Raw genomic sequence first — 22,021 nt, 5'->3', positions numbered from 1 at the left:
CCCCGGTCACTCGGCGGCGGGCAGAAGCATCGCCCGTTGCGCCAGATCGGTGGCGCGGCGGCGTTCGACGGGGGTTGCCGCGTCGTTGGCCACACCGCCCGCCGCCTGCGCGTTCAACAGGTCGATCACGCGGCGGGTGTTGGCATAGGGCTGGTCCGACTGCTGGCGGCACAGCGCCAGATGATCGTCGGTCGGTTCCCCCAGGATCCGCAGACCGGTGGGGGTGTTCTCGATCAGGCCCATCAGGCCGAAGCAGTACAGCCAATGCTCCATGGTGCGGTGGCCCCATTTCCGGCGGAACAGTTCGGCGTTGCGGACCACGGATTCGACATGGTGGACGGGCGGCATGAAATGCGGGTGATACTGGTGATAGACCCGCGCGCCCTGGCACCAGTTGATCGGGATCAGCTGCGCGTCCAGCGTGCGCCCGAAATCCGTATCCTCGCCCCCATAGCCGGCATAGCGTTCGTCAAAGCCCCCGGACCGGGCGAAATCCCCGGCAGGAATGGCAAAGTTCAGCGACCAGAAGCAGCGATAGTCGTTGCAGCGTTCCACCGGCCGCGCGGGCGGGCCGGCGCGGTCGGAATGCTTGACGGCGATGGAGGCGAAGCGGTCGAAGTCGATGCCCCCGTCGGTCGCGCCGCCGGGAAGATACAGGACTTCTCCCATCATCAGGCCCGCGCCGGGGGCGCAGATGCGCGCGTAATCGGCGATCAGCGTGGGGGCGGGGATGCAGTCCACGTCGATGAAGGCCAGAACCTCGCCCAGGGCCGCGCGGGCCACGGCGTTGCGGGCGCGGGCCAAGGGCAGGTCGTCGCCGGGCACCAGGATCTGGCGGACGGGAAAGGGCGCGTCGGACAGGTCGGCATAGGGTTCGGGCTGCATCACCCCCACGATCAGGTCCACGGGCGGCTGCGTCTGCCGGGCCAGGCCCCGGATCACGTTTCTCAGGTGATCGGCCCGGCCGCGGGCGATGGTCAGGGCGGATACGGTGCGGAAGGACGGATCAGGCATGGCGGGTTCCGGGGCGGGGGCGGTTGCTGCATCGTCGGGCCACAGGCGGGCGATCAGCCCTTCCAGCCAGTCCGCCGTCCGGCGGTCGGCATGGGGCCGGATCAGTGCGGCCTGGGCGGCGGGATCGTGGCGGGCCGTCGCCTCGGCCAGGGCGGCGGTCCAGGCGTGGGCGGATGACGGCAGATGCGGGCGCGTCACGGCGGCGCCCGCGCGATCCAGGCAGGCGGCCTTGGCGACCTGTTCGTCGAAATACCGCCATTCCGGCACCGCCAGCCAGGGCTTGCCCGCCGTCAGGATCTGCTGGCAGGTGGTGTTGCCGGTGGACGCGATCACGATGTCGGCCGCCGCGATGTGGTCGGCGGCATTGTCCACCCAGCCCAGATGGGCCAGGTTCGCGGGTTCGGTCGCGTGCCAGTCGCGTTGAACGTCGCCAATGGTGACGAACCGCGTGTCGGGGAACGTGCGCGCGGCCACCCCAAGCGGGGCTTGGGCAAAGCCGCTGCCGCCCGCGCCGGACACCACCAGAACGATTCGGTCCGTTGGGTTCAGGCCCAGCGTCGTGCGGGCCGTGGCGCGGTCGGGCATCGCGGCGTCGATGCCGATGCCGGGCGCCCAATGGATCGTGCCCATCATCCAGGCGGGCCAATCGTCCTGCGCCAGTTCCGGCGCGAAGGGCGCGATCAGCCCCGCCGCGCCGCGGTAGGCGGCCATATGGCCCGGATCGCTGCGGTCGCCATGTTGCAGCACCTTGACATGAGGAACGGAACACAGCCGGGCCAGGTGCGCCACCTCGGCCGACACGTCGCAGATCATCAGCGCCGGATCGGCCCGGTCGAACCAGTCGGCCATCACCGCCATGGCCTTGCGGATGCCGGGCCAGCCCAGGGGCGCGCAATGCATCGTGTCGGGGGTCGGGATGTGGTCCATGGCGCCGCCTTCGTCGCCGCGCCGTTCGAACAGCGACGGAATGCGGCAGATGCGGACGTTGGGACGAAGCGCGGGAAAGATGTCGTCGCGCGCGCAGAAGATCGTGACCGGGCGCGCGGACGGCAGGGCGTTGACGATGGCGGCGCAGCGTTCCGCATGGCCGCGTCCCTGGTGATGCACGAAATATCCAAGGGGCCGCATGGTCATTCCGCCGGGATGGCGCGGGCGGCGGGCCGGTCGGTCAGGCCGAAATGCTCCAGCCCCTCGATCACTCCCGCCGCATGACGGGCGCTGGCGCGATACAGGTCGGGCCGGTCGGCCAGGCGCAGTTCGGCCAGGGCGTTGCCCACGACGATGGCCCGGCCCGCGGCGGCCAGCATGCAGGCGTCGTTGCCGCTGTCGCCCGCGGCGATGCAATCGGTCAGACCCAGACCCAGCCGCGCGGCCTCGAACGACAGGGCGCCGGCCTTGCCCGCCCGCTGCGGCAGGATGTCGATGAATCGCCCGTGCGAGGGGACCACCCGCGCCGCCAGCCCCGCCCTGGCCAACGCGTCCCGGATGTCCAACGCCTGCGATTCCGTCCCGGACAGGCTGATCTTCCAGCGGCGCTGATCGCAGGGGGCCTGCCATGCCACCGGCATGTCGGCCAGCAGGCCGCGAATGGCATCAGGCTGCCAATCCTGTCCGATCCAGTCGGCGTAATCGCCGCACAAGGCCAGCGACCCGCGCCGGTCGGCCCGCCAGATCTCGGACCCGACCGAGGTGATGATTACCGGGGTTTCGGGCAGCGCCCAATCGGCCAGGATGCGCCGCGCCTCGGGCAGGGACCGGCCGGTGGCGATCACCGCATGCTGCCGGCGGCGTGGGGCGCCGCCCATCCAGCGGGCAAAGGCGGCGGCGGACCGGGGGCAGCCCGTCAGCGTGCCGTCGATGTCGAAGGCCAGCACCGTCCGGGGCAGGGAAGCCGGCCGCAGGGGCGCGGTCTTGCGCGTCAGGCGGCGGGCGATCAGCGACAGGCGGTCGGCCCAGGCATCCCAGTCGAATTGACGGTGGTTGGCCAGGGCGTTCCGGGACAGGCGGCGCCATTCGCCCCGGTCCCGCAGGATGCCGAGACAGGCATCGGCAAGCTGCGGACCCGACAGCGGATCGGCCAGCCGCCCATGGCCGATGGTTCCCAGAATATCGACCGGCCCGCCGTTTCGTGTGGCGACGACCGGCAGGCCAAAGCGCGCGGCCTCGATCAGGGTCAGCCCAAAGGGTTCATGCAGGGCCGGGTTGACGAACACCCCGCCCTGCGCAGCGGCCAGGCGGTAAAGCTGCGGCACCAGGGTCGTGTCGTGGCGGGCGGGCAGCAGCACCCGGCCCGGCAGGCCGCGGGCCAGTGCGGCCAGTTCGGCGCGGACGGCGCGCTGTTCGGGTTCGGATCCGTCCTGACCTGCGACGATCACCAGATTGGCCGCGTCCTGCAAGTCGGGGCAGTCGCGATAGGCCCGCATCAGCCCGGCCAGGTTCTTCTTTTCGACCGGCCGGGCGATGGCCAGCAGAAAGGGCAGGTCCGGACGATCCAGGCCGTCCGCCAGCCGCCGCCGGGCCTGTCCGTCATCAGCGGCGGCCGGCAGGCTGATACCGGGATTGATCCGCCAGACGCGCCCCGCGCTGCCGGGGTCATAGGCGGCGATCTGGCGTTCGGCCTCGTCGCGCGACGAGGCTATGATGGCATCGGCGCCGATGATCGCGGCCCGTTCGCGGCGGATGCGGTCGCTGCAATCGCCCCCGACGCAGCCCCGCTTGTCGATGGCCAGCGAATGGGGGGTATAGACCATCGGAATGCCGAAGCGCGCGCGGGCGGCGGCGCCCAGTTCGGCGGCATCGGCGAAATGGCAGTGCAGAATGTCGGGCCTGCACGGCGAACGGGACAGCATATCCAGAAAGGCGCCCGTCAGCGCGGGCAGCTCGGCCTCGAGCGCCTCTTTGGTCCGATAGGCGGCGGACGGTCCCTTCAGCCGCAGGATGCGCAGTCTGGGACCGATCTGCTGAACAGGGACCGCATGATCGGGGCCAAGCGCCGGGTCGTCGAACAGACGGGTCAGGATATCGACGCGCCGCACCTCGGGCCGGCGGGCCTGCGCCTGCGCCGCGCCCAGCACATAGGCGATATGGCCGCCCGTGTCCTGGGTCAGCCCATAGCGGATCGGCGGCTGGCTGATGCAACCGCCGAGGGCGATGTGCATCACATACATCGAAACCTCGTCTGGAACGCTGGGGCAGGGGGGAGGCCGTGGCGCCCGTCCCCGCGCCACACCAACGTGATCGTCCGGGGCGGGTTCCTGCCCGGCGGGAAAGTTGCGGAAGGTTAATCCGCTTGGCCCGCCTCGGCGGCCTGAACGGCGCGGAAATGCGCCCGCAGCCGAGCCAGCCCCGCCGCGTCCCAGCCCGGCGGCTGCGTCACCGCCATCCAAGGGGCGATGTGGTCGTCATAGGCGTACAGATGCCCGTGACCCATCGGCACATGCAGCGATACCGCCATGTCGAAGGCCAGTTGCAGAAAGCTGATGATCGGATACCAGCGAAGCGCGGGCGATATGTCCGGCCCGCGGGGCGGGTTCATCCAGTCCGGGCGGCGCCAGACCGCCCCGGTATCGAAGAACACGATGGGATCGCTGGCGTATTGCAGATAGACGATGCGGATCCCGCCCCACATGTCGTCGGGCGACAGGCCCTGGTCGCCATTGGTGAACCGCACCGTCTGTCCCCGGTCCATGCGGGGCAGCCATTCGGGCGAGGCCGGATCGCGTTCCCGCGTCAGCGTTTGCCACAAGGGGCTGACAAACGGCGGCCCGACCCACAGCGCCCCCGCGAAGGGCTGGTCGATCATCTCGGATAGGCGCAGGGATTGCTGGGAACTGTATGCCCCCAGGCTGAGACCATAGAGGTAAAGATCGGGACGGGCATCCTCGGGCAGGGTCAGCCAGTGGCGATAGACGGCACTGAACAGGGCGCGCCCGGCCTCGGCCGAATAGTCGGGTTCGACCAGCAGCGAGATCCAGCTTTGCAGGTAGGAATATTGCAGCGCGACCGTCGCCACGTCGCCGCGATGCAGGTATTCCAGCGTCGTCATCGCAGCCGGATCCAGCCAGCCGGTGCCGGTGGGCATGGCGACCACCAGAATGGACCGGCCGAACCCGCCGATGCGGTCCAGTTCCGCCACGGCCAGAGCCGCGCGTTGTTCCGCCGTGTCGGCGGCGTTCAGCCCGACATAGGCGCGCAGGGGCTGCATCGCCGGGCCGCCCGTCACCGCCGCGATGGCGTCGGCGGTGGGGGTTGTGGCGATATGGTTGCGTCCCTCGCGGCCCAGATCCTCCCAGGACACCAGCGATGCGGGACTGCCGGTGCGCAGGGGGTCCGCGGGGGGCAGGCTGTCGGGGGGGATCGCGGCATCGAGCGCGCGGGCCGACGTGTCGGCCGTGCGGATGAATCCGCTGAACAGCACGCCGTTGGCCAGCGACCACAGCAGGATTGCCCCGATCACCAGGCCCAGCAGATGCGCCGCCCGTCGCGGCACCACGCGTTCGATCCGGCGCGTCAGGCGGCGCACGAACAGCGCGATCAGCTTGCCCAGCGTCAGCAGCAGGGCCGCCACGAGAAAGGCCAGGGTGCCGATCATCAGCGGCAGCCGGGGCGGCGCCAGGTCCATGCCCATCGGCGCCCGGATCGAATTCTGCCATGCCGTCGCCTGCGACAGGAACCAGCCGACGATCAGCGCCGCCACCAGGGCCAGGGCCAGCAGCACCCGCCGCGCCAGCGGCCCGCGCAGCATCGGCAGATCCAGCGTCATCCAGATCCAGCGGCCCAGCATCGCCACGCCGTAACCGGCTGCAAAGCAGACCCCGGCCAGGACGCCCTGCACGATCTCGCTGCGGGGGATCAGGCTGGGGGTCAGCGACGCCGCCATGAACAGCGCCCCTAGCACCAGCCCGACGCCGGTCACGTTGTCGTCCAGGAAGTGGACCAGGCGGCGCCACCAGGGTCTTGGGCCGCCGGGATCGGTCATGGGCGGCCGATCCGCATCGCGACGGGCCAGACGACGCGCCGGGACCGGTCTGCGGCGCCCCACAACCGGGACAGGTCGTCGGCGAAATCGGTCAACAGGTCGCCTTGCCCGGCATCTTGTGCCTGACGGATGGCGGACCAGGTGGACAGATAGCCCAGGAAGGTGTCCAGCGGCCAGTCGCGGCGGATCGCCAGGGCCGGGGCGGGCAGTTCGTCAAAGGGAAAATCCAGGTCGGCATAGCCGCTGTCCACCAGCCGACGTTCGGGGGGCCAGAAGGGACCGATCCCGTCATGGTAGAAACGGTCGAAACGATCGCTCAGCGCCGCGTCGTCCAGCCGCGGCGCGCCATAGCTGGCCAGGGCGACGATCGCGCCGGGCCGGGCGACGCGGCGAACCTCGGCATAGAAGGCGGGCAGGTCGAACCAGTGGGCGGCCTGCGCCGCGGCGATCAGGTCGGTGCGGGCATCGGGCAGGGGCAGGGCCTCGGCCGAGGCGGGGCGATAGGTGACGCGGGGATGAGGGGCAGCGTGGTCCAGCTGCGCCGGGCTGGGATCGAAGCCGATCACCCCGTCGAAATGACCGGCAAGTTGGACGGTCAACTGCCCGGTGCCGCATCCCACGTCCACCGCCAGCCCGTGCCCCGGCGCCAGCCCCGCCAGATGGGCGGCCAGTTTGGGCGGGTAGTTCGGGCGGAATGCCGCATAGCGGCCCCCGCCCCGGTCGAACCAGTTGGTTTGCGCGGGCGTCGCTGTCATGGCCGCACGATAGCCCGGCCCGCATCCGCCGCCAAGCCCGCCCCCGGTCACAGGCCGGCGGCGATTTCCCCCTGCACCTGCGCCAGCAGCGACCGGACATGCGGGGCGAAGCTGCGCCAGACATCCATGCGGAAGCTGTCGATGCCGTCGCGCCACAGGATCACGGTGGCGCTGTCGAAGACCGTGCGGGCCGCAGCGCCCACGGGCATGGCCGCGACATTGCGCGGGCAGCAGGCGGAAAGCAGGTCCAGCACGGCGGGGCCGGTCAGGCGCAGGGTGATTTCGCGGTCGCTGATGTCCACCAGGCTGTGGGGCGCATCCGCATGGACCGCGCGGGCTGGGGTGGTCAGATCGGTGCCTTCGGGCGCGGTCAGCAGCCATTCGTCGGGACCAAGGCACAGCGCCTCGGTTCCCGCCGCGGCGCTGCGGGCGCCCACGCGAACCGGCAGATCCAGGCCCAGGACGCGGGCCAGCGTATCGCGATGCGCGGGTTTCACCCGCAGGGACAGGCGCAGGACGGGGGCCAGATCCTCGATCAGGACGGGGGCGCTGTGGAACTGATGCTTTTCATAGGTCATCGCGTCTCTCCTTATGCCTTCAGCCGCGCGTTGTCGGGGTCGTAGAACACGGTCGAGGTGATGCGCGCGCGGCGCACCCCGTCCGGCATCGGGATGAACACCGTCTCGCCCATCCGGTCGAAGCCCCCCTCGATCACCGCCATGGCGATGGGATGGCCCATCGTGGACGGATAGGACGAGGTGACGTGGCCCACCATCCGCATGGGCTTGGGCTGGTCCGGGTCCAGCACGATCTGCGCGCCTTCCTGCAACAGGCTGCCATCCTCGGTCAGCAGGCCGACCAGCTGCTTGCGGCCTTTCGCCACGATGTCGGGGCGCGACAGCGACCGCTTGCCGACGAAGTCCTTCTTGGCCTTGCCGATGGCCCAGTCCAGGCCCGCGTCCTGCGGGGTGACGGTGCCGTCGGTGTCCTGGCCCACGATGATGTAGCCCTTTTCGGCGCGCAGGACGTGCATGGTTTCCGTGCCATAGGGGCAGATGTCAAAGGGCTTGCCGGCCTCCATCAGCGTTTCCCACAGCGTCAGGCCGTGGCGCGCGGGGACGTTGACCTCGAATCCGATCTCGCCGGTAAAGGACAGGCGGAACAGGCGCGCGGGCAGGCCCGCGACCGTGCATTCGGCGCAGGACATGTGCGGGAAATCGTCCCAGTCCACGTCTTGGACCAGCGGTTTCAGCATCGCCAGCACGTTCGGCCCGTTCAGCGCGACCGTCGCCCACTGTTCCGTGGTAGAGGTCAGCCAGACATCCAGATCCGGCCATTCGGTTTGCAGGTAATCCTCCATCATGGTCAGCACGCGCGCCGCGCCGCCGGTGGTGGTGGTGACGTGGAACAGGTCGGGGGACAGCCGCCCGATCACGCCGTCGTCGCGGATGAATCCATCCTCTCCCAGCAGCAGGCCATAACGGCAGCGGCCCGGTTGCAGCTTGGTCCAGGGGTTGGTGTACATGCGGTTCATGAATTCGACCGCATCCGGCCCCGCGACCTCGATCTTGCCCAGGGTCGAGGCGTCGAAGATCCCCAGGGACGCCCGCGTGGCCTTGCATTCGCGCAGCACGGCGGTGTGCATGTCCTCGCCCGCTTTGGGGAAATACCAGGCGCGGCGCCATTGGGCGACGGGTTCGAACACCGCGCCATTGGCCTCGGCCCAAGGGTCGATGGGCGTCTTGCGGGTCAGCTGGAACGTCTCGCCCCGCAGGTATCCGCAGAAGGCGCCGAAGCTGGTCGGCGTGTAGGGCGGGCGAAAGGTGGTCAGGCCGACCTGCGGCGGCTGTTTCCCAAGCGCGTCGGCGGCGATCATCAGCCCGTTGATGTTCGACATCTTGCCCTGGTCGGTCGCCATGCCGTTCGTCGTGTACCGCTTGACATGTTCGATCGACCGCATCCCCTCGCGCACGGCCAGGCGGATGTCCTTGGCGGTCACGTCGTTCTGGAAATCGACAAAAGCGCGCGCCTTGCCGGGATTGCCGTCGGTCGGCAGTTCGGTGTGGCTGGTGCCCGTGCCGGGACGGTCGTTCGCCACCCGGAACGCGGCCGGATGTCCGGCGCGGCCCAGGCCCTGCAAGGCCCGTAGGCCTGCCGCCGCGCCATCGGCCAGCACCGGGTCGTAACCCCACAGCCCGCGTCCGGCGCCCGCGATCTCGACCGCTTCGGTCTTGCGGTCGGGCAGGAAGGTGCCGCCGTCCGCGTCCCAGGCCAGCGAACCCTTCGTGTGGGAAAACAGGTGCAGCGAGGGTGTCCAGCCGCCGCACATCAGCAGGCAGTCGCAGGGAATGGTCCGGCCCCCGCTGACAGTGCCGCCCCGGACGGCGGCGGCGCGGAGGGATTTCACGCGCAACCGGCCCGTGGTGGTGGTCACGGTATGGCCTGCCAGAACCTCGATCCCGCGTTGGCGGGCGGCGTCCAGCAGGTCGGGGCGCACCGTGGCGCGCGTATCGATGATCGCCGCGACCTTGGCGCCGCTGTCGGCCAGGTCGAAGGCCGCATACCAGGCGCTGTCATGGCTGGTCACGACGGCGGGGGCATCGCCGACCCGGACGCCGTACTTGTGCAGATAGGTCTGCGCGGCCCCGGCCAGCATCACGCCGGGCCGGTCGTTGCCGTCGAAGACCAGCGGCTTTTCCAGGGCGCCCTGCGCCAGCACCACCTGGCTTGCGCGCACCCGCCACATGCGTTCGCGGGGCGCCCCCTTGGGCGGGCTGTCCAGGTGATCGGTCAGCCGCTGGCAAAGGCCCACCATGTTCTGGTGGTAATACCCGATGGCCGTGGTCCGCGTCATCAGCCGCACGCCTGCCGCCCGCAGGCGACCCAGCTGCGCGTCGATCCAGTCCCAGGCGGGCCTGCCGTCGATTGCGACGCCCGGATCGGACAGCAGCGATCCGCCCATCTCCGGGTTCTCGTCCACCAGGGTCACGTCCGCGCCCGACTGCGCGGCGGCCAAGGCGGCGGCGATGCCCGCAGGCCCGGCGCCAACGATCAGCACGTCGGTATGCAGATAGCGGCTGGCGTAATGGTCGGGATCGGGTTCGGTGGGCGACCTGCCCAGGCCCGCCGCGCCCCGGATCACGGGTTCATAGACCTTGTCCCAGAAGGATTTCGGCCACATGAAGGTCTTATAGTAGAACCCGGCCGAGAACAGCATATAGGCCCGGTCGTTCACCGCCCCCAGGTCGAAGGACAGCGACGGCCACTTGTTCTGGCTTTCGGTGACAAGCCCGGCGCGCAGTTCCTGAACGGTGGCCCGCGTGTTGGGTTCGAACCGGCCCGGCCCGCGCGAGGTGCCGATCAGCGCGTTCGGTTCCTCGGACCCGGCGGTCACGGCGCCGCGCGGGCGGTGATACTTGAAGGACCGGCCCATCAGGTGGACGCCGTTGGCCAGCAGGGCGGACGCGACCGTATCGCCGCGCAGCCCGCGATAGGTCTTGCCGTCGAAGGTGAAGGACACGGGCGCGGCATGATCGACGCGGCCCTTGCCCGAGATGCGATAGCGGCTCATTCTGCGGCCTCGTTGGTCAGGGGACGACGGGCCTCGCCCGCCTTGTAGGTCGTCAGGAAACGGTCGCTGACCGTGTCGCGCAGGGCGTTGAACAACCGCCCGCAGCCGATGTGGCGCCAGCGTTCGTAATGCGGCCCGCGCGCGTTGGTGCGGATGAACAGGAAGTCGCGCCATTCCTCGTCCGTCAGCGCCGAGGGGTCGGCCGGGCGGGCGATATGCGCCTCGCCCGCATAGGCGAATTCCAGTTCGGGCAGGGTGTCGTCGCAGTAAGGGCAGTGGATCAGCAGCATGGTTCGGTCCTCAATGCGCGCAGATTAATGGGCCACTGCGGCGGCGGCGGCTTCGTCGATCAGACGGCCGGTGGCAAAGCGTTCCAGCGTGAAGGGCGCGTTCAGCGGGTGCGGCTCGTCCCTGGCGACCGTCCAGGCCAGCAGATGTGCCGCCCCCGGCGTGGCCTTGAACCCGCCCGTGCCCCAACCGCAGTTGACATACAGGCCCTTGACCGGCGTCTTGCCCAGGATGGCGGAGCGGTCGGGGGTCACGTCCACGATGCCGCCCCATTTGCGCAGCATCCGCATCCGGGTGAAGATCGGGAACACCTCGCAGATCGCGGCCACGGTATGTTCGATCAGCGGCAGCCCGCCGCGTTGGCTATAGCTGGTGTACTGGTCGGTGCCAGACCCGATCACCAGTTCGCCCTTGTCGGACTGGCTGATATAGGCGTGGACCGTGTTCGACATGACCACGCAGGGGAAGATCGGCTTCACCGGCTCGCTGACCAGGGCCTGCAACGGAAAGCTTTCCAGCGGCATCCGCAGTCCGGCGCTGTCCATCACCACGCTGGTGTTGCCCGCCGCCGACACCGCGACCTTTTTCGCGCGGATAAAGCCCTTGGCGGTCTCGACCCCGATCACCGCCCCGTCCGGGCCGCGCCGGATGGCGCCCACCGCGCAGTTCTGGATGATGTCCACGCCCCGCGCCGCCGCCGCGCGGGCATAGCCCCAGGCCACCGCGTCATGCCGCGCCGTGCCCGCCCGCATCTGCAACGCGCCGCCCATCACCGGATAGCGGGCATCGGGCGAAATGTTCAGCGGCGGGCAGAAGGCTTTGGCTTCTTCCTTGGTCAGCCAGCGGTTGTCCACGCCGTTCAGCCGGTTCGAATTCACATGCCGCTGGAAGGACTGCACGTCATGGACATTGTGCGCCAGCATCAGCACGCCGCGCTTGGAATACATGACGTTGTAGTTCAGTTCCTGCGAAAGGCCGTCCCACAGGTCGAGCGCGTGGTCGTACAGCTTGGCGCTTTCGTCGTATAGATAGTTCGACCGGATGATGGTGGTGTTGCGCCCGGTGTTGCCGCCGCCCAGCCAGCCCTTGTCGATCACCGCGACATTGGTGATGCCGTGCTCCTTGGCCAGATAGTATGCCGCGCCCAGCCCGTGCCCGCCCGCGCCGACGATCACCACGTCGTATTCGGCCTTGGGCTGGCTGTCGGGCCACTGTTCGCGCCAGCCCTTGTGGCCGTTGAGCGCCTGTTTCAGCAGCGAGAAGGCGGAAAAATGGGTCATGGCGGGCGGACCTTTCGGGGCGATTCCGATCTGCCGCGAAACTGCCAGAAACCCGACCATGGCGACTGGATTCCTGCGCCAGGGCAATGTTACATTTGCGTCATGCGCGACCGTCCGGCCCCCACCGATTCCCTGCGGCTGCGCGTCGGTTTCGTGCTGGCGCGGCGGTTCACCCTGTCGGCCTTTGCCAATTTCGTGGACGTGCTGCGGCTGGCCGCCGACGAAGGCGACCGGTCCCGCCCGATCCGCTGTTCCTGGCGGGTGCTGGCGACCGCCAACCAACCCGTGCAGTCCAGCTGCGGCATCGCCGTCACCCCGGACGAGAAGCTGGGCGATCCGTCGCGCTTCGATTATATCGTCGTCGTCGGCGGCCTGATCGACGAGATCGAGAGGCTGGACCCCGACTATACGGCCTTCCTGCACCGCGCGGCCAAGGCAGGGGTGCCGCTGGTCGGCGTCTGCACCGGCGCCTTCATCCTGCATCGTGCCGGGCTGATGGACGGATACCGCTGCTGCGTCAGCTGGTTCCACCACGAGGATTTCCTGGAACAGTTCGACGGGCTGCGGCCCGTGTCCGACCGGATTTTCGTGGTGGACCGCGACCGGCTGACCTGTTCGGGGGGCGCCAGTTCCGCGCATCTGGCGGCTTTCCTGATCGACCGCCACATCGGCCGGGCGGCGGCGCAGAAAAGCCTGCACATCATGATAATCGACGAGGCGATGGCCGCCGACGATCCCCAGCCCGGCCTGCCGCTGGACCTTGCGGCGGACGATCCCCTGGTCCGCCGCGCCCTGCTGATGCTGCAACAGAACCTGGACACGCCCCCCGGCGTCGCCGACGTGGCCGCGCATCTGGGCGTCAGCCGCCGCAAGCTGGAACGCCATTTCGCGGCGTCCCTGTCGCTGTCGCCGTCGGACGCCTTCATGCGCGTGCGCCTGTCGCAGGTCAGGATGCTGCTGGCCCGCCCCGACCGCACCGTCAGCCAGATCGCGGCGGAAACGGGGTTCTGCGACGCGTCCCACCTGATCCGGGTGTTCCGGGACGCGATGGGGATGACGCCGGACCTGTGGCGCAGGGGGGCAGGAGAAACGCCCTAGCGGCGCTGCGTCCGACGGGGCCGGGCCAGCACCCCGTTTCCGGTCAGCTTGCCAGCGCCAGCACGGGATCGGGCCGGGCGGGCATGGCCACCACCGCCGCCTTTTGCACCCCCCGTTCCCGATGCGGCGAGGAGCCGTAGCGTTCCCGATAGCATTTGGAAAAATGCGAGGAACTGGAAAAACCGCAGGCGACGGCGATCTCGATCAGGGGCAGGTCGGTCAGCAGCAGCAGGTGGCGCGCCCGGCCAAGGCGGGCCTCCAGGTAATAGCGTTTCGGGCTGCGGTCCAGATACCGCATGAACAACCGTTCAAGCTGGCGGGTGGAGATGCCGGCGTCGGCGGCCAGTTCGGGCGGGCTGATCGGATTTTCCAGGTTCGCCTCGATCCGGGTGACGATGGCGGCAAGGCGCGGGTGGCGGATGCCGATCCGGGTGGCCACCGACAGCCGCTGGTGATCGCGCCCGGTGCGGATGGCGGTATGCAGCATCTGGTCGGCGATCTGCGACACCAGATCCCGTTCATGCGTCTGGCCGATCAGGTGCAGCATCATGTCGATGGACGAGGTGCCGCCCCCCGCCGTCAGCCGCGCGCCGTCATCGACGAACACCTGACGGTGCAGCGCCACGTCGGGAAAGGTCTCGGCAAAGGAATCGTGGTTTTCCCAATGGATCGTGGCGCGCCGCCCGTCCAGCAGCCCGGCCTTGGCCAGCAGGTGCGCGCCGGTGCAGACCGCGGCCATCGTCGCGCCCGACCGGGCCTGCCGGCGCAGCCAGGCCAGCACCGGCCGCGTGCCCTGCGTCGTGATGGCATCGCCCCCGCAGACCACCACCACCTCGTCCCGCGTGGCGGCGATGTCATCGTCCACCCCGGCGTCCACGGCCATCCGCGATCCGTTCGAACAGGTGGCGAACGGCCCGGCGGTCCCCACCAGCCGCCATTCGTACAGCGGCTTGCCCGACAGCTTGTTGGCCAGCCGCAGCGCGTCCAGCGTGGCCGCGAAAGGCAGCATCGTGAAACGATCCAGCAGCAGAAAGGTGAAACACCGGGGGGTCGGGGATGCCATTACGTCGTCTCCGTCGCGAAAGCTGCGGCCTGTTCGTGACCGAAGCGTGACAGAGAGTCCGCCCGCCCGCCTGGATATTCGCGGCAGAACGATGTGAGGCTTGCGTCACGCCCTAGGGCGACAGCCCGTCCTTGACCCGTTCCCAGGCCAGCGTCAGATGCTGCCCCAGGATCGCCGACAGCCGGTCCGCGTCGCGCGATTCCAGGGCGGCGATCATTTCCTGATGCTCGGCCACGGCGTTGGCCCATTTTTCCGGGCCTTCGTGGCCGATGAAGCGGATGCGTTTCAGGCGCGTCTGCACCATGGAATGCACGTCGGACAGCGCCGCGTTGTCGGCAAGCGCGACGATGCCGGAATGGATCGCCTGGTTCAGCTTGTAGTATTGCAGCCGGTCGCCCGCCTCGTAGCAGGCGATCATCTGGTCGTGCAGGTCGCGGATCGCGCCGATGTCCTGGTTTGTGGCGATCTGGCAGGCGCGGGCGCCCGCGAACTGTTCCAGCGTGCGGATCACCTCGATCATGTCCAGGACTTCCTTGGCGCCGAAGGTCTTGACGACCGCGCCGCGGCTGGGGACCAGATCGACCAGCCCCTCGCTGGCCAGATACTTGATCGCCTCGCGCAGGGGGGTGCGCGACACGCCCAGCTGCGCGCCGATCTGGCCTTCGTTGATGCGGGTGCCGGGGGGCAGGTGGCCTTCGATAATCATGTCGCGCAGGCGGGAGACGATGGCATCGTGCAGCGAATGCCGTTCGATGCGCGCCGGCGCGTCCGGATTGGCTGGCGGGGGACTGAGCACGACCACGGCATCCTTGCTGCTGATCCGCCATGGGTATGCCGGGCGGACCCACAAGTCAATCATGCGCGCTAAATGCTGCATACAGTATTCTTGCAGAACGATCCCATTCTGCTAGTGTCGTCGGCGGAGGAGTGATTCGGGGGGACGAGGGCGCCATGCACGGCGCAGGCCCCCCTCTGGTCTGAACACAGGAGGCCCGCCTTGCCCTTGCCGTGGACTGCCGAAACCTGGCCCATCGCCGCGGCGATGATCCCCTTTCCGGGCCGTCTGCCCGATGGCAGCCTGGTGCAGGACGCCGACCCCGCCGTCTGGGCCGAAAGCCTGACGGACGTGGCCGATGCCGGATTCGACTGCGTGGATCCGACCGATTCCTGGCTGCGCGTGGCCGATCTGGATCCGGCGCGGCGGGCGGACTTCGTGGCGATCTGCACGGATCTGGGCTTGGCGGTCCCGGCGATTTCCACGTCCCGGCGCAGCGTCATCGACCCCGAACATGGCGACGAATACCTGGCCTACAGCCACCGCGTCATCGACACCGCCGCCGAACTGGGCGCGCGCCATGTCAGCCTTGGCTTCTTCGGGCCGTTCACCCCCGCGCAGCAGAAGGCGTTGTGGTTCTGGACCGAACAGGGCGTCAGGAACCCCGACGATGCCGCCACCCGCACGCTGGCCGTTGACCGGATCCGCGACCTGGCCCGCCACGCGGCGGATCTTGGCATCCAGATCGCGTTGGAGATGTACGAGGACACCTATGTCGGCACGGCGCGCGATGCGGTGCGCTTTGTCACCGACGTGGACCATCCCTCGGTCAGGCTGAACATCGACATCGGCAACCTGATCCGCCTGCACCGCCCGGTGGACCACTGGTCCGAGATGATCGACCTGTGCATCCCCTTCGCGGGCTATTGGCACGTCAAGAACTACTACCGGATCGAGGATCCCTCGGGCCTGGTCATGTCCCATCCCGCGCCCCTGCTGGGCGGCACGATCAACTGGCGCCTGGCGATCCGCAAGGCGATCGAGGCAGGCTTTGACAGCCCCTTTCTGGTGGAACATTACGGGGGCGACGGTCTGGGCGTCTGCGCCGGGAACCGCGACTATATCCGACAGATCCTGAGGGGGAGGACGATCCGCACATGACCAAGGTCTTTGACGCGCCCGACCGGTTCGCCGAAACCGCGTTGCAGGGCTTTTGCGCCGCCAATGCCGACCGCGTGCGCGCGGTCCCCCATGGGGCCGTGCGCGCCGCGCCGGGGCCGCGCGGCAAGGTGGCGTTGCTGGTCGGCGGCGGATCCGGGCATTACCCGGCCTTCCTGGGCTATGTCGGCACCGGCTTTGCCGATGCGGCGGTGGCGGGTGATGTCTTCGCCTCGCCCTCGACGGCATGGATTCACGGGGTCGCCAGGGCGGCCAACCGGGGCGGCGGGGTGATCCTGGGTTTCGGCAACTATGCGGGCGACGTGCTGAACTTCGGGTCGGCCGCCGAACGCCTGCGGACCGAGGGGATCGACGCGCGCATCCTGGCCGTGACCGACGACGTGGCAAGCGCGAAACCCGACGAACGCGCCAAGCGGCGCGGCGTGGCGGGCGACCTGCCGGTGTTCAAGATCGTCGGCGCCGCGGCCGAGGCTGGCCTGGACCTGGACGCCGTGATGGCCGTCGCCGCCAAGGCGAACGGGGCCACGGTGTCCTTTGGCGTGGCCTTCGACGGCTGCACCCTGCCGGGGCAGGGCACGCCGTTGTTCACGGTGGATGCGGGCCGGGTCGGCATGGGTCTTGGCATCCATGGCGAGCCGGGGATCAGCACGCAGGCGATGATGTCTGCGGTCGAACTGGCGCGGACCCTGCTGGATCCGCTGCTGGCCGAACGCCCGGCAGGCCATGGCGGTCGCGTGGCCGTGGTCCTGAACGGCCTGGGCCGTACGAAATACGAGGAATTGTTCGTCCTGTGGCATCATCTGACGGGGATGCTGGCGGATGCCGGGCTGACCCCGGTGAACCCCGAGGTGGGCGAATTCGTCACCAGCCTGGACATGGCGGGCTGTTCGCTGACCCTGACCTGGCTGGACGACGAGCTTGAGGGCCATTGGTGCGCCCCCGCCGACGCGCCTGCGTTCCGCAGGGGCACCGTGGCGCGCCCGGTCGCCGACGATGCCGTCGAAACCGCGGCCGAGGCGGTGTCCGAGATCGCACAGGGCAGCCCGGAATCGCAGGATGCGGGGCGCTGCGTGGCCATGTTGATCGGCCATGTCGCCCGTGCCTTGGCGGATGCCGAGGAAGAACTGGGCCGCATCGACGCGCAGGCGGGCGACGGCGACCATGGGCAGGGGATGGCGCGCGGATCCGCCGCCGCCGCCGCGGCCGCCGATCAGGCGGTCGCTGCGGGGGCAGGCGCCGGGACGGTGCTGTCGCTGGCGGGCGATGCCTGGGCGGACCGCGCGGGCGGAACCTCGGGCGCGCTGTGGGGCGTGGCGCTGCGGGCTTGGGGGCAGGCGCTTGGCGACGCCGACAGGCCGTCGGGGGAAACCGTCGCGCAGGGCGCGCAGGCGGCGCAGGACGCCATCGTCCGGCTGGGTGGCGCCAGGGTCGGCGACAAGACCCTGGTGGATTCGCTGGTGCCGTTCGTCCAGGTGCTGAACGAACGCGTCGGCGCGGGCGAAACCCTGGGGATCGCCTGGGCCGCCGCCGCCGCCCGTTCGACCGAGGCGGCGGACGCCACCGCCGGGCTGACCCCCCGGCTGGGCCGCGCGCGCCCCCTGGCGGAACGAAGCCTGGGCCACCCGGATGCGGGCGCAATTTCGCTGGCGCTGTGCGCCCGCGTCGTGGGCGCGAATCTGCCGGACTGATAACTTCGGCCGGGCAGGATCGCCATGCCCGGTCCTTGACCGAAGGAACCGACAGAATTCAGTGGATCCGATGCTTAATTCTGCATACAGAATGTTACATAGAGGACGGAGAATCGCGACATGCGCATAGCATTGGCAATCGGCGACGCCGGGGGCGTCGGCCCCGAACTGGCCGCCAGGCTGCTGGCCGATCCGGCAATGGCGGACAACGGCATCGTCGTGGTGGGCGATGCCAGCGTGCTGGCCATGGGCGCGGGCCATGCCGGGGTGACGCTGGATCTGCCGGTGATCCCGGCTGACCGGGTGACGGGCGATCTGCCCTCGGGGCATGTCCTGGTCGATCTGGCCAATATTCCGGCCGACCGTGTGTCGCTGGGCGGATCCAGCCCGGAAGCCGGGGCTGCGTCCTTGCAGAACTTTGCCGCCGTGCTGCGGCTGGCCCAGGCGGGCATTGCCGATGCGGTGATGTTCACGCCCTTCAACAAGCATTCGATGCGCCTTGCGCGTCCGTCTTATGTCGATGAGATCGGCTTCATCGACCGCGTGCTGGACACCGACCGTTCGGGCCGCGAATTCAACGTCCTGGACGAGGTCTGGAACGCCCGCGTGACATCCCACATCCCGCTGAGCGAGGTCGCCGGCCGGATGAGCGTGGAGCGCATCCTGGGCAGCCTGCGCCTGACGCACGACACCATGACCGGGGCGGGCAAGCCCAACCCCCGGATCGGCGTGGCCGCGCTGAACCCCCACGCGGGCGACGGCCGCAACTTCGGGACCGAGGATGACGACATCATCGCCCCCGCCGTCGCCGCCGGCGTGGCCGAAGGCATCGATGCCAAGGGGCCGATCCCGTCCGACACCGTGTTCGTGCGCGCTGTGCGCGGCGAATTCGACGCGGTGCTGACCATGTATCACGACCAGGGCCAGATCGCGATGAAGCTGATGGGCTTTGACCGCGGCGTCACCCTGATCGCGGGTTACGGATTCCCGATCGTCACCCCGGCCCACGGCACCGCCTTCGACATCGCGGGCAAGGGCAAGGCGGATCTGGGCGCCACGATGCAGGCCGCCCTGCTGGGCGCGCGGTTGGCGAAACTGAACCCGCCCCGCGACCGCCGGCCGCTGCCGGCCGACTGGGCAACCGCCGATGTCGCGGGCGCCGCGGTGCTTGTTGCCGAATAAAACCAGATTCCGGCCCCGTGCCCTGGGGCCGGTTTAACCCCCGGAGGAGGAAAATCCATGACCATGACAAAAGCCGGCCTTCTGGCCGCAACCGCGATGATGCTGGCCGCGCCTGCATCCGCGCAATTCGCCCCCAGCCGTCCCGTCGAATTCGTCGTCGCATCGGGTGCGGGCGGCGGCACCGACAACTTTGCCCGGACCATCCAGTCGGTCCTGACCCGCGACGGCATCATGGACAACCCCATCGTCGTGCTGAACAAGGGCGGCGGATCGGGCGCCGAGGCGTTCCTGTATGCCCGCCAGAACGAAGGCGACCCGCACAAGCTGATCTTCGGGACCAACAACGTCTATCTGCTGCCCCATGTCGCCAAGCTGGCCTATACGACCGAGGATTTGCAGCCGGTCGCGGCGCTTGCGCTGGATGAATTCCTGGTCTGGGTCAAGGCGGACAGCCCGTATCAGACCGTGATGGATCTGGTGAACGCCGCCAAGGACGCGCCGGGCACCATTCCCTTTGGCGGCAGCCAGTCCAAGGACACCGACGAAACCCTGGTCGCGCTGATCGAACAGACCACCGGCGCCGATTTCAAATACGTCCCCTTCAACGGCGGCGGAGAGGTCGGGGTGCAACTGGCGGGCGGCCATGTCGCGGCCAATGTGAACAACCCCAATGAAAACGTCGGCCAGTGGCAGGCGGGCGCGATCCGTCCGCTGTGCGTCTTTGCCCCCGAACGGATGGCGGAATCCGAACCCGTCAGCGGCGACATGGGCTGGCACGACATCCCGACCTGCGCCGAACAGGGGCTGGACATCACCAGCTATCAGATGCCGCGCACCGTCTGGCTGCCAGCGGGCACCGACCCCGAGGTGCTGGCCTATTACCAGGATGCCCTGCAAAAGGTCTCGGAAAGCCAGGACTGGAAGGATTACCTGGCCAAGACCTCGCAGTCGGCGACGTTCATGACCGGCGAGGAACTGGCCGCGTTCATCGACGCCAGCGAAGCCGATGCCGTCAAGGTCTTCGAGGCCGAAGGCTGGACCGTCCAGTAAACGGCTGACCCATGCCGGATTCCCTGCGGGGGATCCGGCGCAGGTCGCGACCATCCAGAGGGGGGAACATGACCGTCAAGGTCTTTCATGCCGAACTTGGCACGGCCGTCACCACGGGTCTTCTGGGCCTTGCCGGGATGATCGGCGCATCCGAACTGGGCCATGGCTGGACCGAGAGCGGTCCGCAGCCGGGCTATTTCCCGTTCTATGTGGGGCTGATCCTGATCGGCGCCAGCCTGTGGAACCTGGTCGCGGCCTTTCTGAAACATCGCGCCGCCCATCGTCATGCCGCCAGCGGGGGCGAGGTCGAGGAGCCGTTCCTTGACCGCGAACGCGCCCGCCGCCTGGGCGTCTTCATCGCCGCCCTGCTGGCCTTTGTCGTCGCCACCCTGACCCTGGGCATCTATGCGGGCTCAATCCTCTACATCGCCTGGAGCGCGTGGCGCCAGGGCGGATACCGCCTGCCGCTGGCGCTTGGCGTCGGCGTGGCCTTTGCGGTGTCGCTGTATCTGATCTTCGAGGTCATCTTCAAGATTCCGCTGCTGAAGGGCCCGATCGAGCCGCTTCTGGGCATCTACTAAGGGGGCCGGGACATGGGCAATTTCGATCTTCTGATGCAGGGCTTCGGCATCGCCATCACGCCGATGCACCTGATGCTGATGGTCGCGGGCGTGCTGATGGGCCTGGTCGTGGGCGTGCTGCCCGGCCTGGGCGCACCTAACGGGGTATCCCTGCTGATCCCGCTGACCTTCACGCTGGACCCGACCTCGGCCATCATCCTGCTGTCGTCGATGTATTGGGGCGCGCTGTTCGGTGGGTCCACCACATCCATCCTGTTCAACATTCCGGGCGAGCCGTCATCCGTCGCCACGACCTTTGACGGCTATCCGATGGCGCGGTCGGGGGAATCCACCCGCGCGCTGACGCTGGCCTTCATGTCGGCAGGATTCGGCGCGCTGCTGGGCGTCATCGTCATCACCCTGCTGGCCGGTTGGGCGTCGCGCTTTGCGCTGCGCTTTGGCGCGCCCGAATATTTCGCGGTCTATTTCCTGGCCTTCGCCGCCTTTATCGGCATGGGCAGCGCCGCCCCCGCCAAGACGCTGGTGTCGCTGGCCACCGGCCTGCTGCTGGCATCGGTGGGCATGGACAGCGTGACGGGATCCATCCGCCTGACCTTCGGGTTCGAGGATCTGCTGAGCGGCATCAGCTTTCTGGTCGTGGTGATCGGCCTGTTCGGGATCGGAGAGCTGCTGTCCACCGTGCAGGAGGGGCTGCGGTTCCGGGGCGTGGCCTCCAGGATCGACCTGCGCGACGTGTTCAGGACCATCGCGGAACTGCCGCGATACTGGGCGACCTATATCCGTTCGGGCCTGATCGGCATCTGGATGGGCATCACGCCGGGCGGGCCGACCGCCGCGTCCTTCATGAGCTATGGCATCGCCCGGTCGTCGTCGCGCAAGGGCGCGCCCTTCGGGACCGGCCGCCCGGAAGGCATCGTCGCGCCCGAAACGGCCGACCACAGCGCGGGATCCTGTGCGATGCTGCCGATGCTGGCGCTTGGCGTGCCGTCGTCGGCCACCGCCGCCGTGATGATGGGCGGGCTGATGATCTGGGGCCTGACGCCGGGACCGATGCTGTTCGCGACCCAGCCCGATTTCGTCTGGGGGCTGATCGCCAGCATGTATGTGTCGAACCTGATCGGGGTCGTCCTGGTGCTGGCCACCGTGCCGATGTTCGCGGCGCTGCTGCGCATCCCGTTTACCATCATCGGCCCGATGATCGTGGCGATCTGCTTTGTCGGCGCCTATACGGTGTCGAACGCGACCTTCGACCTGTGGCTGGTGCTGATCTTTGGTCTGGTGGGGTATCTGTTCAGCAGGCTGGATTACCCGCTGGCGCCGCTGGTGCTGGCGATGGTGCTGGGCCACAAGGCGGAAAACGCCTTTCACCAGTCGATGGTGCTGTCGGACGGATCGCTGGGCATCTTCTTTGCCAACCCCCTGGTCAGCGGCATCATGGCGGTGGGCATCGCGCTGCTGGTGCTGCCCAAACTGATCGCGCTTGGATCGCGGTTCCGGCGCCGGGTTCCGGTGGAATAGG

General features: G+C 68.8%; 17 protein-coding genes. 7 read left to right on the top strand and 10 right to left on the bottom strand.

The genetic code is table 11. From position 1 onward, the window contains the following. Positions 1 to 6: 6 nt before the first annotated feature. From CHB77_RS18635 to CHB77_RS09080, 8 genes are all read right to left on the bottom strand, one after another. Entirely contained in the window at positions 7 to 2,142 is a 2,136-nt protein-coding gene (locus CHB77_RS18635; RefSeq protein WP_242626601.1) for a galactosyltransferase-related protein, read from the bottom strand. 2 nt (positions 2,143 to 2,144) lie between these two features. Then, positions 2,145 to 4,181 (bottom strand): HAD family hydrolase, encoded by a 2,037-nt coding sequence (locus tag CHB77_RS09110; RefSeq protein ID WP_089387901.1) that lies wholly within the window; start codon positions 4,179 to 4,181, stop codon positions 2,145 to 2,147. 113 nt (positions 4,182 to 4,294) lie between these two features. Further along, the gene (locus tag CHB77_RS09105; protein WP_089387900.1) at positions 4,295 to 5,992 is read right to left on the bottom strand and encodes an alpha/beta hydrolase; all 1,698 of its coding nucleotides are present in this window, start codon (positions 5,990 to 5,992) and stop codon (positions 4,295 to 4,297) included. Beyond that, positions 5,989 to 6,747: a class I SAM-dependent methyltransferase gene (locus CHB77_RS09100; protein ID WP_089388043.1), complete on the bottom strand. Its 759-nt coding sequence runs from the start codon at positions 6,745 to 6,747 to the stop codon at positions 5,989 to 5,991. Before CHB77_RS09100 ends, CHB77_RS09105 begins: the two co-directional genes overlap by 4 nt. Before the next feature lie 47 nt (positions 6,748 to 6,794). Further along, positions 6,795 to 7,325 carry a sarcosine oxidase subunit gamma gene (locus tag CHB77_RS09095; RefSeq protein ID WP_089387899.1) on the bottom strand — a complete coding sequence of 177 codons (531 nt, stop codon included), beginning with the start codon at positions 7,323 to 7,325 and terminating at the stop codon, positions 6,795 to 6,797. 11 nt (positions 7,326 to 7,336) lie between these two features. Then, positions 7,337 to 10,318 carry a sarcosine oxidase subunit alpha gene (locus tag CHB77_RS09090; RefSeq protein ID WP_089387898.1) on the bottom strand — a complete coding sequence of 994 codons (2,982 nt, stop codon included), beginning with the start codon at positions 10,316 to 10,318 and terminating at the stop codon, positions 7,337 to 7,339. After that, positions 10,315 to 10,608, bottom strand: coding sequence for a sarcosine oxidase subunit delta (locus CHB77_RS09085; protein ID WP_089387897.1), 294 nt, complete (start codon positions 10,606 to 10,608; stop codon positions 10,315 to 10,317). Before CHB77_RS09085 ends, CHB77_RS09090 begins: the two co-directional genes overlap by 4 nt. 24 nt (positions 10,609 to 10,632) lie before the next feature. Continuing rightward, the gene (locus CHB77_RS09080) at positions 10,633 to 11,886 is read right to left on the bottom strand and encodes a sarcosine oxidase subunit beta family protein (protein WP_089388042.1); all 1,254 of its coding nucleotides are present in this window, start codon (positions 11,884 to 11,886) and stop codon (positions 10,633 to 10,635) included. 102 nt (positions 11,887 to 11,988) lie between these two features. Between CHB77_RS09080 and CHB77_RS09075 the strand changes: the two genes are divergently transcribed. Continuing rightward, complete coding sequence (locus tag CHB77_RS09075; protein ID WP_089387896.1) at positions 11,989 to 12,984, top strand: GlxA family transcriptional regulator; 996 nt, start codon at positions 11,989 to 11,991, stop codon at positions 12,982 to 12,984. 43 nt (positions 12,985 to 13,027) lie between these two features. On the opposite strand, the gene CHB77_RS09070 is transcribed toward CHB77_RS09075, so the two are convergent. Both CHB77_RS09070 and CHB77_RS09065 read right to left on the bottom strand, forming a co-directional pair. Continuing rightward, positions 13,028 to 14,047 (bottom strand): GlxA family transcriptional regulator, encoded by a 1,020-nt coding sequence (locus tag CHB77_RS09070; protein WP_089387895.1) that lies wholly within the window; start codon positions 14,045 to 14,047, stop codon positions 13,028 to 13,030. 112 nt (positions 14,048 to 14,159) lie between these two features. Beyond that, positions 14,160 to 14,906, bottom strand: coding sequence for a GntR family transcriptional regulator (locus CHB77_RS09065; protein ID WP_089387894.1), 747 nt, complete (start codon positions 14,904 to 14,906; stop codon positions 14,160 to 14,162). A 138-nt stretch (positions 14,907 to 15,044) separates the two neighbouring features. Between CHB77_RS09065 and CHB77_RS09060 the strand changes: the two genes are divergently transcribed. The 6 genes from CHB77_RS09060 (at position 15,045) to CHB77_RS09035 (ending at position 22,020) form a co-directional block, all read left to right on the top strand. After that, positions 15,045 to 15,983, top strand: a complete 939-nt coding sequence (locus CHB77_RS09060; RefSeq protein ID WP_242626603.1) for a sugar phosphate isomerase/epimerase family protein — start codon at positions 15,045 to 15,047, stop codon at positions 15,981 to 15,983. Continuing rightward, positions 15,980 to 17,689, top strand: coding sequence for a dihydroxyacetone kinase family protein (locus CHB77_RS09055; protein WP_089387893.1), 1,710 nt, complete (start codon positions 15,980 to 15,982; stop codon positions 17,687 to 17,689). Before CHB77_RS09060 ends, CHB77_RS09055 begins: the two co-directional genes overlap by 4 nt. 120 nt (positions 17,690 to 17,809) lie before the next feature. Further along, positions 17,810 to 18,871: a 4-hydroxythreonine-4-phosphate dehydrogenase PdxA gene (locus CHB77_RS09050; protein ID WP_089387892.1), complete on the top strand. Its 1,062-nt coding sequence runs from the start codon at positions 17,810 to 17,812 to the stop codon at positions 18,869 to 18,871. A 57-nt stretch (positions 18,872 to 18,928) separates the two neighbouring features. Further along, positions 18,929 to 19,921, top strand: a complete 993-nt coding sequence (locus CHB77_RS09045) for a Bug family tripartite tricarboxylate transporter substrate binding protein (RefSeq protein WP_089387891.1) — start codon at positions 18,929 to 18,931, stop codon at positions 19,919 to 19,921. 68 nt (positions 19,922 to 19,989) lie between these two features. Next, positions 19,990 to 20,502, top strand: a complete 513-nt coding sequence (locus CHB77_RS09040; RefSeq protein WP_089387890.1) for a tripartite tricarboxylate transporter TctB family protein — start codon at positions 19,990 to 19,992, stop codon at positions 20,500 to 20,502. A 12-nt stretch (positions 20,503 to 20,514) separates the two neighbouring features. Beyond that, positions 20,515 to 22,020, top strand: coding sequence for a tripartite tricarboxylate transporter permease (locus tag CHB77_RS09035; RefSeq protein WP_089387889.1), 1,506 nt, complete (start codon positions 20,515 to 20,517; stop codon positions 22,018 to 22,020). The last annotated feature ends 1 nt before the right edge of the window (position 22,021 follow it).

Origin of the sequence: Paracoccus sediminis (genome assembly GCF_900188295.1) — a bacterium.
GTDB lineage: Bacteria > Pseudomonadota > Alphaproteobacteria > Rhodobacterales > Rhodobacteraceae > Paracoccus > Paracoccus sediminis.
The sequence above is the reverse complement of the archived record's forward strand: the minus strand, read 5'-3'. Positions and strand labels throughout refer to the sequence as shown.